General features: G+C 63.9%; 10 protein-coding genes and 1 pseudogene. 10 read left to right on the forward strand and 1 reads right to left on the reverse strand.

Annotation, left to right across the window (positions count from 1 at the left end; all coding sequences use genetic code 11):
• Nucleotides 1-56: 56 nt before the first annotated feature.
• The 5 genes from HJY11_RS15180 to HJY11_RS08885 all read left to right on the forward strand — a co-directional run bounded on the left by HJY11_RS15180 (nucleotide 57) and on the right by HJY11_RS08885 (nucleotide 8,928).
• On the forward strand, nucleotides 57-1,832 hold the full coding sequence (locus tag HJY11_RS15180; protein ID WP_208075606.1) for a GGDEF domain-containing protein: 1,776 nt from the start codon (nucleotides 57-59) through the stop codon (nucleotides 1,830-1,832).
• 238 nt (nucleotides 1,833-2,070) lie between these two features.
• The gene (locus tag HJY11_RS08870) at nucleotides 2,071-3,546 is read left to right on the forward strand and encodes an extracellular solute-binding protein (protein ID WP_368041566.1); all 1,476 of its coding nucleotides are present in this window, start codon (nucleotides 2,071-2,073) and stop codon (nucleotides 3,544-3,546) included.
• 39 nt (nucleotides 3,547-3,585) lie between these two features.
• Nucleotides 3,586-6,594 (forward strand): EAL domain-containing protein, encoded by a 3,009-nt coding sequence (locus tag HJY11_RS08875; RefSeq protein ID WP_208075607.1) that lies wholly within the window; start codon nucleotides 3,586-3,588, stop codon nucleotides 6,592-6,594.
• Between the two features lie 271 nt (nucleotides 6,595-6,865).
• Nucleotides 6,866-8,080, forward strand: coding sequence for a glycoside hydrolase family 25 protein (locus tag HJY11_RS08880; protein ID WP_208075608.1), 1,215 nt, complete (start codon nucleotides 6,866-6,868; stop codon nucleotides 8,078-8,080).
• 308 nt (nucleotides 8,081-8,388) lie between these two features.
• Nucleotides 8,389-8,928 carry a DUF1062 domain-containing protein gene (locus HJY11_RS08885; protein WP_208075609.1) on the forward strand — a complete coding sequence of 180 codons (540 nt, stop codon included), beginning with the start codon at nucleotides 8,389-8,391 and terminating at the stop codon, nucleotides 8,926-8,928.
• A gap of 77 nt (nucleotides 8,929-9,005) precedes the next feature.
• On the opposite strand, the gene HJY11_RS08890 is transcribed toward HJY11_RS08885, so the two are convergent.
• Nucleotides 9,006-9,257 (reverse strand): kinase to dihydroxyacetone kinase, encoded by a 252-nt coding sequence (locus tag HJY11_RS08890; protein WP_208075610.1) that lies wholly within the window; start codon nucleotides 9,255-9,257, stop codon nucleotides 9,006-9,008.
• A 390-nt stretch (nucleotides 9,258-9,647) separates the two neighbouring features.
• Here HJY11_RS08890 and HJY11_RS08895 point away from each other — a divergent pair, with 390 nt between their 5' ends.
• The 5 genes and pseudogenes from HJY11_RS08895 to HJY11_RS08910 all read left to right on the forward strand — a co-directional run bounded on the left by HJY11_RS08895 (nucleotide 9,648) and on the right by HJY11_RS08910 (nucleotide 14,013).
• Nucleotides 9,648-10,319 carry a hypothetical protein gene (locus HJY11_RS08895; protein ID WP_208075611.1) on the forward strand — a complete coding sequence of 224 codons (672 nt, stop codon included), beginning with the start codon at nucleotides 9,648-9,650 and terminating at the stop codon, nucleotides 10,317-10,319.
• A 123-nt stretch (nucleotides 10,320-10,442) separates the two neighbouring features.
• Nucleotides 10,443-10,529: pseudogene (locus HJY11_RS15670) on the forward strand (histidine kinase dimerization/phospho-acceptor domain-containing protein); the annotation flags it as partial.
• Between the two features lie 143 nt (nucleotides 10,530-10,672).
• Nucleotides 10,673-11,146 carry a MarR family winged helix-turn-helix transcriptional regulator gene (locus HJY11_RS15495; RefSeq protein ID WP_208075612.1) on the forward strand — a complete coding sequence of 158 codons (474 nt, stop codon included), beginning with the start codon at nucleotides 10,673-10,675 and terminating at the stop codon, nucleotides 11,144-11,146.
• A gap of 3 nt (nucleotides 11,147-11,149) precedes the next feature.
• Entirely contained in the window at nucleotides 11,150-12,415 is a 1,266-nt protein-coding gene (locus HJY11_RS08905; protein ID WP_208075613.1) for an alkyl sulfatase dimerization domain-containing protein, read from the forward strand.
• A 197-nt stretch (nucleotides 12,416-12,612) separates the two neighbouring features.
• On the forward strand, nucleotides 12,613-14,013 hold the full coding sequence (locus HJY11_RS08910) for an MATE family efflux transporter (protein ID WP_208075614.1): 1,401 nt from the start codon (nucleotides 12,613-12,615) through the stop codon (nucleotides 14,011-14,013).
• The last annotated feature ends 235 nt before the right edge of the window (nucleotides 14,014-14,248 follow it).

Raw genomic sequence — 14,248 nt, forward strand, 5'->3', positions numbered from 1 at the left:
CGACTATATTGGAGGGGAGGCCCAGTTGGGCGTTCACGGCAAAAGGGGGAGATTTGGTGAACGAGAGGATGAGTGGCGAGGCGCTGCTGACGGCGGCGGCCCGGGGGGTCAAAGGGGGGCTGGTTCGGCTGCAGCTGGGACAGGCCAACCCCCACTGGTCGCCCGACGGCGGATTTCTGGCCCTGCTGGACTGCACGCCGGCGCTCTTTGCCCGCACCCAGGGAAAGGACCCCTGGTTTTTCCTGGGGGCCCAGGGGCGGCGGCTGGCCGCCCGCAAATTGGCCCGGGCCCGGCGGACGGGGCGGATACAGGCCGATTTTCCCTGCTACACCCCGGCGGGCCAGTTGCGCTGGCTGCGCTGGTGCGGGGTGCTAGAGGCCCCGCACCGCTGGCGGTTTTTCTGCCTGTATATCGGCCGCTGGCGGCAGGTGCAGCAGGAGCTGGAGGGGGAGCGAGAGCGGCGGCAGGTGCTGTTGCGCTGCACCGACGGCTTGGCCTTTGAGTACGACGGGGTGGAGGATGTCATGACCTTTTGCGACCGCCGTCCCGGCCGGACGGGGGGTGGCATCTGGCGGGCAGGGGGCTATCTGGCCGCCCTGGAAGAGAGCGGCTGCCCTGGGGCGGCGGCCTTTGCCGCCATCTGCCGGGGGAAGAGCATCGGCCCGGCCGAGGTGCGGCTGGAGGGGCGGGCCTTCCCCGGCCGCGAGGGGGGCTGGTTTTCGGCTTCCGGCGCGCCGGTGGAGGGCCAGGGGGGGCGCACCTGCGTGCTGGGGGTACTGCGGGACATCAGCGCCCACAAAAAGGAGACCCAGAAGCTGCGCTCCCGCTGCTGCCGCGACCCCATGACCCGGCTGTACAACAAGCTGTCCACCGCCGAGGCGGTGGACAGCTATCTGCAAAGCCCTTGCCGGGGCGAGTCCGGCGCTCTGCTGCTCATCGACCTGGACGACTTCAAGGGAGTCAACGACCGCTACGGCCACCAGTTTGGCGACGCGGTCCTCACCGAGGTCAGTGCCAGGCTACAGGCCAACTTCCGCGCCACCGATATTGTTGGCCGGGTGGGGGGCGACGAATTTGTGGTCTTTATGAAGGATGCCGCCGCCCCGGTGGTGGGGGAGACGGTGGAGCGCCTCTGCCGGCTGTTGGAGCGGGAGTTGCCCACCCGGCGGGGCCTCTCGGTGCGGGGGAGTATCGGCGTTGCCCTCTGGCCCCGGGACGGCGCCACCTACGAGACCCTTTTTGCCGCCGCCGACCGGGCCATGTACGAGGCCAAACGGGCGGGAAAGGACCGCTATCGAATGGCCGCCGGCGCCCCCGCGCCCACCCTTGGCGGGGGGGCGAAGGGGGAAGTCGGCTGCCCCCTCTGCCTGGGGAGGCTGCTGGAGCGGGCGACGGCCGCCCCCACCCCGGAGGAGGGGGTGCGCCGGGTGCTGGCCGACCTGGGGGACGCCCTGGGCGCCCACCGCACCTACTTTGTTTGGCGGGGAGAGGCTCCCCTGTACCTCTGGGCGGCCCCCGGGGTGGCTGTCGGCCTCCCCGACGGGCCGGCGGCGCCTGCCCTTCTGGAACGGGCGGACCTGCAGCCCTATTACGATCCCGCCGCCGGACTGCTCTACTGCCCCGACGCAGAGGCCGCCGGGGAGAGCGCCCCCCGCTTTGCCGCCCTCTGCCGGGCGCGGGGGGCCCGGGCGGTGCTGCAGTGCCGCGTCAGCGCCGGCGAGCGGGTGGGGCTTTTGGGGGCCGAGGTCAACGGCGCCCGGCGCTACTGGAACAAGGAAGAGGTCGCCCTCCTCAAAGGGGCGGCCCGCATCTGCCAACTGCTGCTGTGCTAGGAGCAGCTGGAAACCGCCTATCTGCCGGCCTTTGCGGGCCTTTTTCGCAAAGGCCGGCTTTTCTTGGCAAAAACGCAACAAATTTTGTCTATAAATAGCTGCTTCTAATTGTAAAGGTTGGGAGATAATGATATGATAATAGAAAAATTGGTCGTTTTTGCCCGCTGGGCAGAGGCGGGCGGGGGGGGGCGCTGTGTCCGGCGGGAAGTGTTCCGCTCCACCAAGAGGAGAGAGTGCTGTGTCAAAACAAACAAATTGTCGTTCTCGCCGCGGTCTGCGGGCGGTGGCCCTGGTGCTGAGCGCCGCCCTGGCCTCTCTGGGGCTCTTTGCCGGCTGCAAGGACAAAAATCACGGGCTGAAAAAAGACAGCCCGGTCTCCATCTCCATCTGGCACTACTACAACGGCGCCCAGAAGCAGATGTTTGACGAGATGGTCACCGAGTTCAACGAGTCGGTGGGGGCTGAAAAGGGGATCGTGGTCCAGGCGTACAGCCAGGGCAGTGTCAACGACCTCACCGCCAAGGTGATGGACACCATCGACAAGAAAGTCGGCGCCGAAGAGGTGCCCGACGTCTTTGCCGCCTATGCCGACACCGCCTATGAGATCAACCGCCGGGGGATGGCCGCCGACTTGAGCCAATACCTCACCAAGGAGGAGCGGGACAGCTATGTCTCCGCCTACCTGGACGAGGGGGCCTTCAGCGAGGAGGGGAGCGTCAAGCTCTTCCCCACCGCCAAGTCCACCGAGGTGCTCACCCTCAACAAGACCGACTGGGACAAATTTGCCGCCGCCACCGGCGCCAGCGAGGAGGACCTGCAGAGCTGGGAGGGGATCTGCAAGCTGGCCAAGTCCTACTACGAGTGGACCGACAGCCTCACCCCGGAGAAAAACGACGGCAAGGCCTTCTTCGGCCGGGACGTGATGGCCAACTACTTCATCATCGGCAGCATGCAGCTGGGGCAGGAACTGTTCTCGGTCGAAAACGGCCAGGTCACCTACAACCTGGACAAGGCGGTGATGCGCCGCCTCTGGGACAACTACTACACCCCCTATGTCAGCGGCTACTTCACCTCCATCGGGCGCTTTCGCAGCGATGACGCCAAGACCGGCGACATCATCGCCCTGGTGGGCTCCACCAGCGGCAACACCTACTTCCCCACCGCCGTCACCCTGCCCGACGGCAGCAGCTACCCCATCGACGCCAAGACCTACGCCCTCCCCAACTTTGAGGGGACCAAGCCCTATGCGGTGCAGCAGGGCGCGGGGATGATGGTCACCAAGAGCGACGAGACCCGCGAGTACGCCGCCACCCTGTTTTTGAAGTGGTTCACCGAAAAGCAGCAGAACGTCCGCTTTGCCATCGGCTCGGGCTACCTGCCGGTGAAAAAGGACGCCAATACCGCCGAGGCCATCGGCGAGGCGGTGGCGAACTCTCCCGAACCCATCTCCCAACTGATGGAGGAGACCCTCCTCACCGGGGTGGAGATCACCCAGAACTACACCCTCTACACCAACGAGGCGTTTGAAAACGGGACCGAAGCCCGGGCAGTGGTGGAGAAATCCCTTCAGCAGAAGGCCGCCGCCGACCGCGAGGCGGTAAAGGCTCTTTTGAACGGGGGCAGCACCCTGGACGACGCGGTGGCCCAGTATGACACCGACGAGAACTTCGAGAGCTGGTACCAGGGCTTTTCCGCCCAGCTCGCGGCGCTGTAAACGGGGTGTAGCCCCATCAACGGGGAAGGAGGCGAGGGGATGAAGGCCGGTCGAAAAAGGAGAGGGCGCACCATCTTGCGAAAGATGCTGATCCCGGTCACCGCCATCGTGTTGGCCCAGGCGGCCCTCTACGCCGTGGTCTTTTTGCAGGGCGGCGTCCTCTCCCACACCGATGCCAACGCCTATGACATTTTGGGGGAGCGCACCATCAACCGCCAACTCTACCTGGAAAACGAGATGATCCACCGATGGTCCAATGTCAAGGAGCACGAGACCGCCATCCTCTCCTCGGTGGAAGCGACCTTAAAAAGACAGGGCGCCTCTTTAAAGGACATCGCCACCGACGCCGCCCTGGGCACCCAAATCCTCGACGGCCTCTCCGACAGCCTGGTCTATATGCTGCGCAAAAACGGGGTCACCGGGGCCTTTGTCGTCCTCGACGGCGTGGGGGTTCAGGGCGATGAGAGCGGCCAGTCCAAGGCGGGCCTATATTTGCGGGACCTGGACCCGGTCAACAACTCCTCCGGCGTCTCCGACATCCTCATGGAGCGGGGGATGCCCACCACCTCCCGGCGGATGGGGATTCCCCTGGACAGCTTCTGGCGGGCCGATTTCCTCTTCACCGGGGAGGAAGGGCGGGCCGACGAGCAGTTCTTTTTCGCCCCCTTAAATGCCGCCCGGGCCAGCACCAATCGCGAGAGCAGCAACTTCGGCTACTGGAGCCCGGCGTTCTCCCTCTCCGGCCAGGACGGGCAGGTCATCACCTACTCCATCCCCCTCATCGCTTCTGACGGCACCGTCTTTGGGGTGATGGGGGTGGACATCACCCAGAACTACTTTGCCTCTTTCATGAACTACGAGGAGTTGGGGGTGGATAACAGCGGCGCCTATGTCCTGGCAGTCACCGACAGGAAAGGGGAACGGTTTCAGACAATCTTTTCCAACGGACCCCTCTATCAGATGAAATTCGGTGTCAGCCAGACGATTGCCGGGAAAAAGAGTGAGCACAAAAATATCTCCACCTTCACCCGCGAGGGGGAGGGGGGGAAGAGCAACCTCTACGGAAGCGTGCAGCCCTTTTCCCTGTACAACACCAACACCCCCTTTGCCGGGCAGCAGTGGGTGCTCATCGGCCTCTGCGAAGGGGATACTCTGTTGCGGTTTTCCCACCAGATCCGTCAGATCATCTACCTGTGCACGGTGGCGGCCCTTCTGCTGGGCATCCTGGGGGCTGTTCTGGCCTCGCGAATGGTGGCAGAGCCCATCACCGCCTTGGTGCAAGACCTCAAGCGCAGCGACCCCAACAAGCCCATCAAGCTCAAAAAGCTGAATATCGAGGAGATCGACCAGCTCACCATCTCCATTGAAAATCTCAGCAACGCCGCGGCGGAGTCGGCCTCGAAGTTCGGGCAGATCATCTCCACCACCAACATCCCGGTAGGGGTGTTCGAGTATAGCCCCCAAGCGCCTTCGGTCTTTTGCAGCACCAACATCTTCCCCATTCTGGGCTGGCCCCAGGAAGAGCAGGTGGAAGGCAGATTGCCCCGTAAAATTTTTGAGCGGCGGATGAAGGCGCTGCAGGAGTGTTTGGTGGAGGACGGGGAAGAGGGGCGCCTCTACCGGTTGCCCGCCGCCCCGGAGGAGGAGCGCTGGGTGCGTCTGACCTTCCTCAAAGAGGGAGAGCAGACTCTGGGCGCCATCACCGACGTCAGCAAGGAGATGGCAGAAAAGCGGAAAATCGAGTACGAGCGCGACTACGACATCCTCACCAACCTCTATAACCGCCGCGCCTTCGCCGCCAATATGGAGCGGCTCTTCGAGACCCCCGAGGTGCTGGGCACCGCCGCCCTTTTGATGTGGGACCTGGACAACCTGAAATTCGTCAACGACAACTACGGCCACGACAGCGGCGACCGCTACATCGAGGCCTTTGCCCGCTGTCTCTCCTCCTTCCTCTCAGAACAGAGCCTGGTGGCCCGCCGCTCCGGCGACGAGTTCTACGTCTTTCTCTACGGCTACCAGAGCAAGGAGAAGATCCGCCAGATCATCCGCAAGGTTTGGACGCAGATTGGGCACACCACCTTCCTCCTGGCGGGAAAGGACTTCAAGATTCGGGTCTCCGGTGGGCTGGCTTGGTACCCCGACGACGCCTCCAGCTATGAAGAGCTCATCCGCTACGCCGACTTTGCCATGTACAGCGTCAAACACAGCGAAAAGGGCAGCATTCAGGAGTTTGAGCGCACCTCCTACCAGGCCGATTCCTTCCTGGTGCGCGGTCAGGAGGAGCTCAACCGTCTCATCGACCATCGGTTGGTGCGCTTTGCCTACCAGCCGGTGCTGGAGGTGGCCACCGGCAGCGTCTACGGCTACGAGCTGCTGATGCGCTCCCAGGTGGAGGCGCTTCGCAGCCCGGTGGATGTGTTGCGCCTTGCCAGAGCCCAGTCCAAACTCTACCAGATCGAGCGCATCACCTGGTTTGAGGCCATGGCCTCCTTCAGCCAGCAGATCAAGGCCGGCCGGATCAGGCCGGGCGAGCGGGCCTTTATCAACTCCATTGCCAACCAGAGCCTCACCGGCTCGGACATCACCGCCCTGGAGGACCTCTACGGCCCCTATCTGGCGCGGGTGGTGCTGGAGGTCACCGAGCAGGAGCCCTGGGACAACGAGCGCACCCGCTTTAAGATCCGCACCGCCAAGCGCTGGGGCGGCCAGCTGGCCATCGACGACTTCGGATCGGGCTACAACAGCGAATCGCTGCTCATCTTCCTCTCGCCGGACATCGTCAAGGTGGACATCGCCATCGTCCACGACATCGACCGGGACGGCGACCGGCTCAGTTTGCTGCAGAACCTGCTCTCCTACGCCCACAGCCGCGGCATCAAGGTGCTGGCAGAAGGGGTGGAGACCCGCGCCGAGATGGAGACGTTGGTCGCCCAGGGAGTCGACTACTTACAGGGCTACTATGTGGCCCGCCCACAGCTGGAGGTGGCCCCGGTGGAGCCGGAAGTTCTTCGGGCGGTGCAGGCAGCCCGGAAAAAGGCACAGTAAAATTTCCTTGCAGACGGGGCGGCCGAAGCCGCCCCGTCTGGTCACAATTGGGCGTCTGCAGAGATGGGTTGGTGATAAAACCGCAGAGCGGTGCGGTTTTCGGGGAATATTTCCCTCCTGATTTTTCGTGCAAATGGGGGCGAAATGGCAGTAGTTTCCTTGTAAACGGGGTCGATCTGTGTTACAATTGGGAACCGTCTAGAGAAGTATTTAGCGGGGCATTGCACCCCTTCCCCCTATGGGGGCCTGTGAAAAGAGGAGGAGAGAGGCGATGTTTAAAAAGATCGTGTCAGCGGCGGTGGCCTGCGCCATCCTGCTGGCTTTCAGCAGCTGCGGCGTCGACAAGGGCGCCGAGGGCGGTTCCGGCGTGCAGGAGGGCGTTGCCCTGGCTGTCAACCGAATCGATACCAAGGAGTATATGGCCGCCCTCTCGGCCGACCTGGAGGAGGCGCTGGCCGCCGAGGCACAGGCGGCGGAAGAGGCCGAGGCCCAGAAGGCCGAGGAAGAGGCCGCCAAGCAGCGGGAGGAGGCTGCCGCCAAGGCCAAAAAGGCGGCGGAGGAGGCCCAGAAGGACACCAGCAAGTACAAAAACGACAGCGCCCACAGCTACGAGGACCCGGGCAAGCAGGACAACCAGAAGCAGGAGAGCGAAATCGAGGACTCGGTGGTCGTTCCCCCCACCCCCGAACCCGCTCCTGAGCCCACGCCCCCTGACAATGGCGGGGGAAGCGGCTCCAGCGGCGGGAGCAGTGAGCCCGCCCCCACCCCGGTGCTCAACGGCTGGCAGGTCATCGGCGGCAAGACCTATCTCTACATCAACGGCAACCCCTTGACCGGCTGGCAGACCCTTGAGGGGATCAAGTACAAGTTTGACAACAGCGGCGTCCTCAAGAGCCGCTGGGGCGTCGACGTCTCCAAGTACCAGGGCAACGTCAACTGGAGCGCGGTCAAGGCCGCGGGCTGTTCCTTTGTCATGATCCGGGTGGGCTACCGGGGCTATGGCACCGGCGCCATTGTCGAGGATCCCTACTTCCGGCAGAACATCGCCGGGGCCAAGGCCGCAGGGCTGAAGGTGGGCGCCTACTTCTACACCACCGCCATCAACGCCGAAGAGGCGGCCGAGGAAGCGGGGGTGGCCGCGGGCATCATCCGCTCCACCGGGTACAGCCTGGACTATCCCCTGGCCATTGACATCGAGTGCACCCAGGGCCGGGTAGAGGGGATGACCAAAGCCCAGAATACCGAGGTGGTCAACGCCTTTTGCACCGCCGCCAAGAGCCTGGGGTACCAGACCATGGTCTACGCCAACAAAAACTGGCTCTACAACAAGCTGGACACCAGCCAGTTCGGCAGCTATAAGATCTGGCTGGCCCATTACACCAACCAGACCGACTACTCCGGCCGCTACAACATCTGGCAGTACACCAGCGGCGGTTCGGTGCCGGGGATTTCTGGCAAGGTGGACATGAACGTGGAGCTGCTGTAAAATCCTGCCCACACAACCGAGAATAGGGCGCGGCCTGCCGGCCGCAGGGAGCGAGCGCCAGGGGAGACCGCGGGGTTTCCCCTGGCGCTCGTTTTCGCGCAGCCGCCCGCCCCCGGAGAGGAGCGCCAAATGATGGATACGCCGATCTTTTAAGAGCCTATCATCCCGCCATTCCCTCGAAAAAGGAGGTCGCCTTTTGATGCTGGCTCCCATCTGGCAGATTGCATAGCAGAGGCTATCGCAATCTCCTAAAAAATTGCTGAAATAGCCTCTGCACACCCGATTTTATCAAAATCAAGAGATGCAAGATGGGCTATTTTCCCCTTTCGGGGGCCTTTCGGATGGCCCCCATCGACACCTATACCATTGTGCGTGGCTGCGCGGGCTGCGACGGCAAGAGCACCTACCGCTGTGCGGACAGGTTTCGCGTCAACGCCAACGGCAAGCGGCTGGACGTCTGGCTGATCTACCGCTGCCAGCGCTGCAAGCACACCTACAACCTGCCGGTTTACTCCCGCATTTTGCGGGACTCCCTCTCCCCGGGGGAGTATCGGGCCCTGCTGGCAAACGACCCCGCGGCCGTGACCCGCGTCGGGCAGGACCGCGCCCGCTTCCTTCGCTGCGGCGCGCAGCTGGGGGGCGAGTTGTCCTACCGGCTTTTGAGGTTGCCCCATCGGGCGGAGGAGGGGCTGTGGGTGCAAAACCCCGCGCAGATACGCGTTTGCCCCGACAAACTGTTGGCCCAGTGCCTGGAAATTCCCCGCGCCCGGGCCAAAGCGCTGCTGAGGGGCGGCGAGATTGTCGCCGAGGCGGCAGGCGGCGGCTGGCGATTTATCCCCGCCCGCTGACCGTTTTATAGCGAGAGAGGCGTCCCAGGGCCTGTGCCCCGGGACGCCTCTCTCATTGTCGTCTATCCCGCTTCCCGTCAGCCCTTGAGCCCGCGGGCCTGGCGGTCCATGTCCTCAATGACGATGTCGAATATCTCCCCCAGAGAGGCGCAGTATTCCAACACCCTCCAGGGCTCGTTGGTGTGAAAGTGGATCTTGACGAGGTCCTCATCCCCCACCGCCAGCAGGCAGTCCCCCTGAAAGTGGCCGGCAAAGTAGTCGCTGATCTCGTCCTCGTCCAGGTTTTCCCCCTCCAGAAGCAGCTGGGTGTCGTATTTGAATGTGAGCACGGCGCAAAATCCTCCCTCTCGTTTTCTCTGCCCCTATTTTACCCATTTTGGCCCTCCTTTGCAAAGGGATGCCTTTGCAAAGGAGGGGAGAGGGGGAAGAAACCGGCAGGGGAAGAGCGCCTCTGCAGGGAAAATGGCCTATTTTGGTCGCCCTGTCTCCCTCTAAAGAAAAAAGCGATTGCAAATGGCACTTCTTTTTGGCGCACTTAAAAAAACGGCTTTTTTGAAATGTTTGGCGGGGCGAGGTCTCTTCTGAACGGTATTGTTTTGCGCTGTATGGCAGGCGGGAGGATATAGTGGAAAAGGAAAATAGAGCGCTGTTTCGGAGGGAGCAACTGGCCAAGGGGGAGGCGGATCAATGCGATCTGCACGGTCTGCCTGGTGGCGCTGATGCTGCTCTACCTGCTGATGACCATCATCAGTTCCGCCCGGCTGGCAGCGCAGACCGACATCATCTCCGAGCACCCCTTTGAGGTGGTCATCTCCGCCGGCGACGTCAAGCTCTACCTCTCTGAGATGCAGGTGCGCACCGAGCGGCTGCTGCGCTATCACGGGGCGGCCGATGTGGATACCGTTCGACAGGCCCTGGAAGAGCTCCACGGCAACCTGCAACAACCCCTGGATCAGATAGAGGAGCTCTACCTGGGCGACGGGGAGGACGTCCGCCGGCTGCAGAGCACCCTGGAGCGGGTCCGGGCGGAGCAGGGGGCGTTTTTGGAGTGCGTCGCCCGCAGCGACACCGAGGAGGGCGAAATTGCCGCCTACGGCGCACAGCACCTGTTGCCCCTCTACCAGCAGGCGACCGATGAGGCGGAAAATCTCATCTCCGTCGCCCAGGGGAAGAAGGTGGGCGACGGAGAGACGGCCAATCGGCTGCGCCGGACCACCCTGGCGGGATCGGTGCTCCTCATTGCCGCCACTGTGGGGGTGTTTCTCTTCTCGCAGAGGCTTTTGCGGCGGCAGCGAGACGAGCTGGCCCACCGCGGCCGCCTCTTTGACGACCTCTCCCGCAGCATTGACGACGCCTTTGTCATCTGCGACGCCCGCACCGGCGCCATCTAATACAGCTCCCTCAACCTGGAACGGGTGCTGGGCCTCCCCCCAAAAGGAGAGTTCGACGCCGGTGCTGTCCTCGCCGAACAGGGGCTGGAGGAGGTGCGCTCCCGCCAGGCGCTGCGGGGCGCCATGCTCACCGCTGAGCGGGCCAGCTCGGCCAAGAGCGACTTTCTCTCCCGCATGAGCCACGAGATCCGCACCCCCCTCAACACCATCATCTTTTCGGGGGCGCGTCGCGCGCCGCCGAAAATCCCCTTAAAACTTCTTCGAGAAGCGGCGCTGGTTCGGGGAGAGAAAATTTTTCTTGCAAATACTTTGATATCAAAGTATAATGGAAGAAAACGGAAGGGGGAATGGGAGTGGAGAGAGATCTGCCGGATCGCGCCAACTGGAGCCGGGACGACACCGTCAGCCGCATCAGCCGCACCCGGGCGGCGGCCAACGCCTTTTTGCAGGCCCGTCTGGCCCAGCTGGGGCTGGGGGGGCTGGCCACCTCCCACGGCGAAATTCTCACCGCCCTGTTGGTGCGGGGGGAGATGCAGATGGGCCAGCTGGCCGGCTGCATCGGCCGCGACCCCTCCACCGCCACCGCCCTGGTGAAGAAGCTGGTGGCCCAGGGCTACCTGCAGACCCGGCCCGCCCCCCACAGCAGGCGGGCGGTGCTGGTCTCCCTCACCCCCCGGGGGCAGGCGCTGGAGGGGGCCTTTTCGTCCATTTCGCAGCAGTTGCAGGAGCGTTACCGGGCGGGGATCGACGAGGGGGAGCTGGCGGTCTTTCGCCGGGTCCTCTCCCAGATTGAGGAGAACCTGCGCCGGGCCACAGAGGAGGAGTAAGCGTTGAAAGAGTACACGGGAGAGAAACGGCTACAGGCCGCAGCTGGAAACGGGGAGAAGCGGGGGGTCTACAAGGTGGGAGAGCGGGTCTGGTTCATCGCCGGTTTTGGCGCCAGCAACGCCACCCTCATTGAGGGGGAGCACAGCTGTACCCTGATCGACAGCCTCAACGACAGCAGGGTGGCCGAGTTGGCCCTGGCCCAATTGGGGGAGCTGTTGGCGGCAAAGCCGGTGCGCACCCTCATCTACACCCACCAGCATCCCGACCACACCGGCGGCGCGGGGGTACTGGCCGCCGGCGCCCGCCAGGTGATCGCCCGGCGGCCCGACGTGCCGACCTACGGCCGCAGCGGGCAGCTGGGCCGGATCGGCGGGTTGCGGGGGAGCCGCCAGTGGGGCTTCTCCCTCCCCCCGGAGGAGGCCATCTCCATGGGGGCCGGCCCTCTGGGGGAGCGGGGGGGCCGCCCCTGCCCCCTGCCGGTGACCCGGTGGATGGAGGGGGAGGAACTGGCCCTCGACCTGGACGGAGTGCCCGCCGTTCTCCTGGCCGCCCAGGGGGAGACCGACGACCAGACCTATCTCTGGCTGCCGGAGGACAGGGTGGTCTGCTGCGGCGACAACTACTACCAGTCCTGGCCCAACACCGCCCCCATCCGGGGCGGCCAGTACCGGGACGTGGCCGCCTGGGTGCGCTCGCTGGACAAATTGCTGACCCTCCCGGCCGAACACCTGCTGCCCGGCCACACCCGGGCGGTCCACGGGGCCACCGCCGTCCGGGAGGAGATCGCCCTCTACCGCGACGCCCTCTCCTGGGTGTTGGACGAGACGCTTCGGCTGCTGGACGAGGGGCTCTCCTTTGATCAGGTGGCCGCCGCCGTCTCCCTGCCCGAGAGGTGGCGGGACCAACCGGCGCTGGAGGAGTTTTACGGCTCGGTGGCCTGGACGGTGCGGGGCATCTGCGCGGGCTATCTGGGCTGGTTTGACGGCGACCCCGCCGGCCTTTCCCCCCTGGCCCCAGATGACCGGGCCCGGCGGGAGGTGGCGCTGATGGGCGGCGCCGGACCGGTAGCCGCTGCCGCCGCCCGGGCCCTGGCAGAGGGGGAGTGCCGGTGGGCGCTGGAACTCTGCCGAAAACTCCGCCTTGCGGGGGAGGAGTGCGGCGATTCCCTGGCCACCTGCCGCCAGGCCCTGACCGAGCTGGGCCGGCAGACGGAGAACGCCTGTGCCCGCCACTACTTCCTCACCTGTGCCCAGGAGTTGGAGGGATAGCGCCTCCCCGCGCATAGCGAAATTTGTTGACATTCGGCCCGACAGTTGCTATACTGGACTCGATCAAAAAGAACGGTGTCCTGTCACGGCTTTCTTCGATCCTCCTTTGCTGCGGTGTCAACGAAAGGTTAAAAACGACCGCCATTTGTGGGGGTCGTTTTTTTGTGTGCAGGACGCGAAAGAAAAGGAGTGTCTATATGGAGCAAACCAATCTCAAAGAGAACAAAATGGGCAGTATGCCCCTGCCCAAATTGATCTTCAGCATGTCCCTTCCGGCCATCTTCTCCATGCTGATCCAGTCCCTCTACAACATCGTCGACAGCATGTACGTGGCCCAGATCGGGGAGAACGCCCTCACCGCGGTCTCTCTGGCCTTCCCCATTCAAACCCTGCTCATCGCCGTGGCGGTGGGCACCGGCGTCGGCTGCAACTCGCTGATCTCCCGCCGTCTGGGCGAGCAGCGCCACGATGTGGCCTCCCAGGCCGCCAGCCACGGCCTGGTGCTGGCCCTTCTCTCCAGCGCGGTCTTTGCGCTGCTGGGCTTCCTCTTTGTAAAGCCCTTCTTCGCCGCCTTCACCGGCGACGCCGAGGTGCTGCAGATGGGGTGCGACTACGGCTACATCGTCACCATCCTCTGCTTTGGCTCCTTTTTGCAGATCGCCTGCGAGAAGATTTTGCAGGCCACCGGCAACATGATCTACCCCATGATCTTTCAGCTCATGGGCGCGGTGATCAACATCGTCCTCGACCCCATCCTCATCTTCGGCTACCTGGGGATGCCGGCCATGGGGGTCAAGGGCGCGGCCATTGCCACCGTCGCCGGGCAGATCATCGCCATGCTCTTTAGCGTCTACATCCTCCTCGCCAAAGACCACGAAATCCACATCACCTTCAAGGGCTTCAAGTTTCAGGGCAAGGTGGTGGGGGACATCTACAAGGTGGGCTTCCCCTCCATCATCATGCAGTCCATCGGCTCGGTGATGATGGTGGGCCTCAACGCCATCCTCACCAGCTTTTCGGGGGCTGCGGTCTCCATCATGGGGGTCTACAACAAGCTGCAGTCCTTTGTCTTTATGCCCATCTTCGGCCTCAACCAGGGACTGATGCCCATCATGGGGTACAACTACGGCGCCCGCAACAAAAAGCGGCTGATGGGAACCATGAAAATCGGCATGGGGGCCGCCTTCGCCATCATGGCCCTGGGCACCCTGATCTTCAACCTCCTGCCCACCCAACTGCTGGGGATGTTCAACCCCTCGGCCGAGATGAGCCGCATCGGCATCCCGGCCCTGCACATCCTCTCCATCTGCTTTTTGCCGGCGGCCTACTCGATGATCCTCTCCACCCTCTTTCAGGCCACCGGCCACGGCACCAGCAGCCTCTTCACCTCGGTTTTGCGGCAGCTGGTGGTGATCCTCCCCCTGGCCTTCTTCCTCAGCCGCTTCTGGGGGGTCACCGGGGTCTGGGCGGCGGTTCCCCTGGCGGAGATTGCCGCCATCATCGCCAGCACCGTCATCTTCCGCAGCATCTACAACAGCGAGATCCGCAACCTCGATGCCGCGCCCCTCTCCACCGAGCGGGAGCAGCCCCAGGGCTGACCGGCTGATCGCTATCCTGCAAAAGGACCCGAAAGCGGGTCCTTTTTTCTTCCCTTTTTCCCGCCGCCGGAAGGAGGGGGGCTCCAATTTTTCCGACCGCGCCCGTTGAAAAGGGGGGGAGATGGTTTTGGGCGCTGGCGGGCGGCGAGAGAGGGCGGGTCCCCCCGCCTTTTTGCATCTTGCCCCCGGCAGAGCGCAGGTCACCCGCCGCCACCTTGAGCCGCGGGGTCAAACA

It is taken from the genome of Bittarella massiliensis (ex Durand et al. 2017) (assembly GCF_017566145.1).
In the GTDB taxonomy this organism is placed as follows: domain Bacteria; phylum Bacillota; class Clostridia; order Oscillospirales; family Ruminococcaceae; genus Bittarella; species Bittarella massiliensis_A.

Bases quoted from the DNA above. Each gene is read 5' to 3' on its own strand.
- HJY11_RS08880 (WP_208075608.1), top strand. From the start codon at position 6,866: ATGTTTAAAAAGATCGTGTCAGCGGCGGTGGCCTGCGCCATCCTGCTG.
- HJY11_RS08895 (WP_208075611.1), top strand. From the start codon at position 9,648: ATGCTGCTCTACCTGCTGATGACCATCATCAGTTCCGCCCGGCTGGCA.
- HJY11_RS08910 (WP_208075614.1), top strand. From the start codon at position 12,613: ATGGAGCAAACCAATCTCAAAGAGAACAAAATGGGCAGTATGCCCCTG.
- HJY11_RS08875 (WP_208075607.1), top strand. From the start codon at position 3,586: ATGAAGGCCGGTCGAAAAAGGAGAGGGCGCACCATCTTGCGAAAGATG.
- HJY11_RS08885 (WP_208075609.1), top strand. From the start codon at position 8,389: ATGGGCTATTTTCCCCTTTCGGGGGCCTTTCGGATGGCCCCCATCGAC.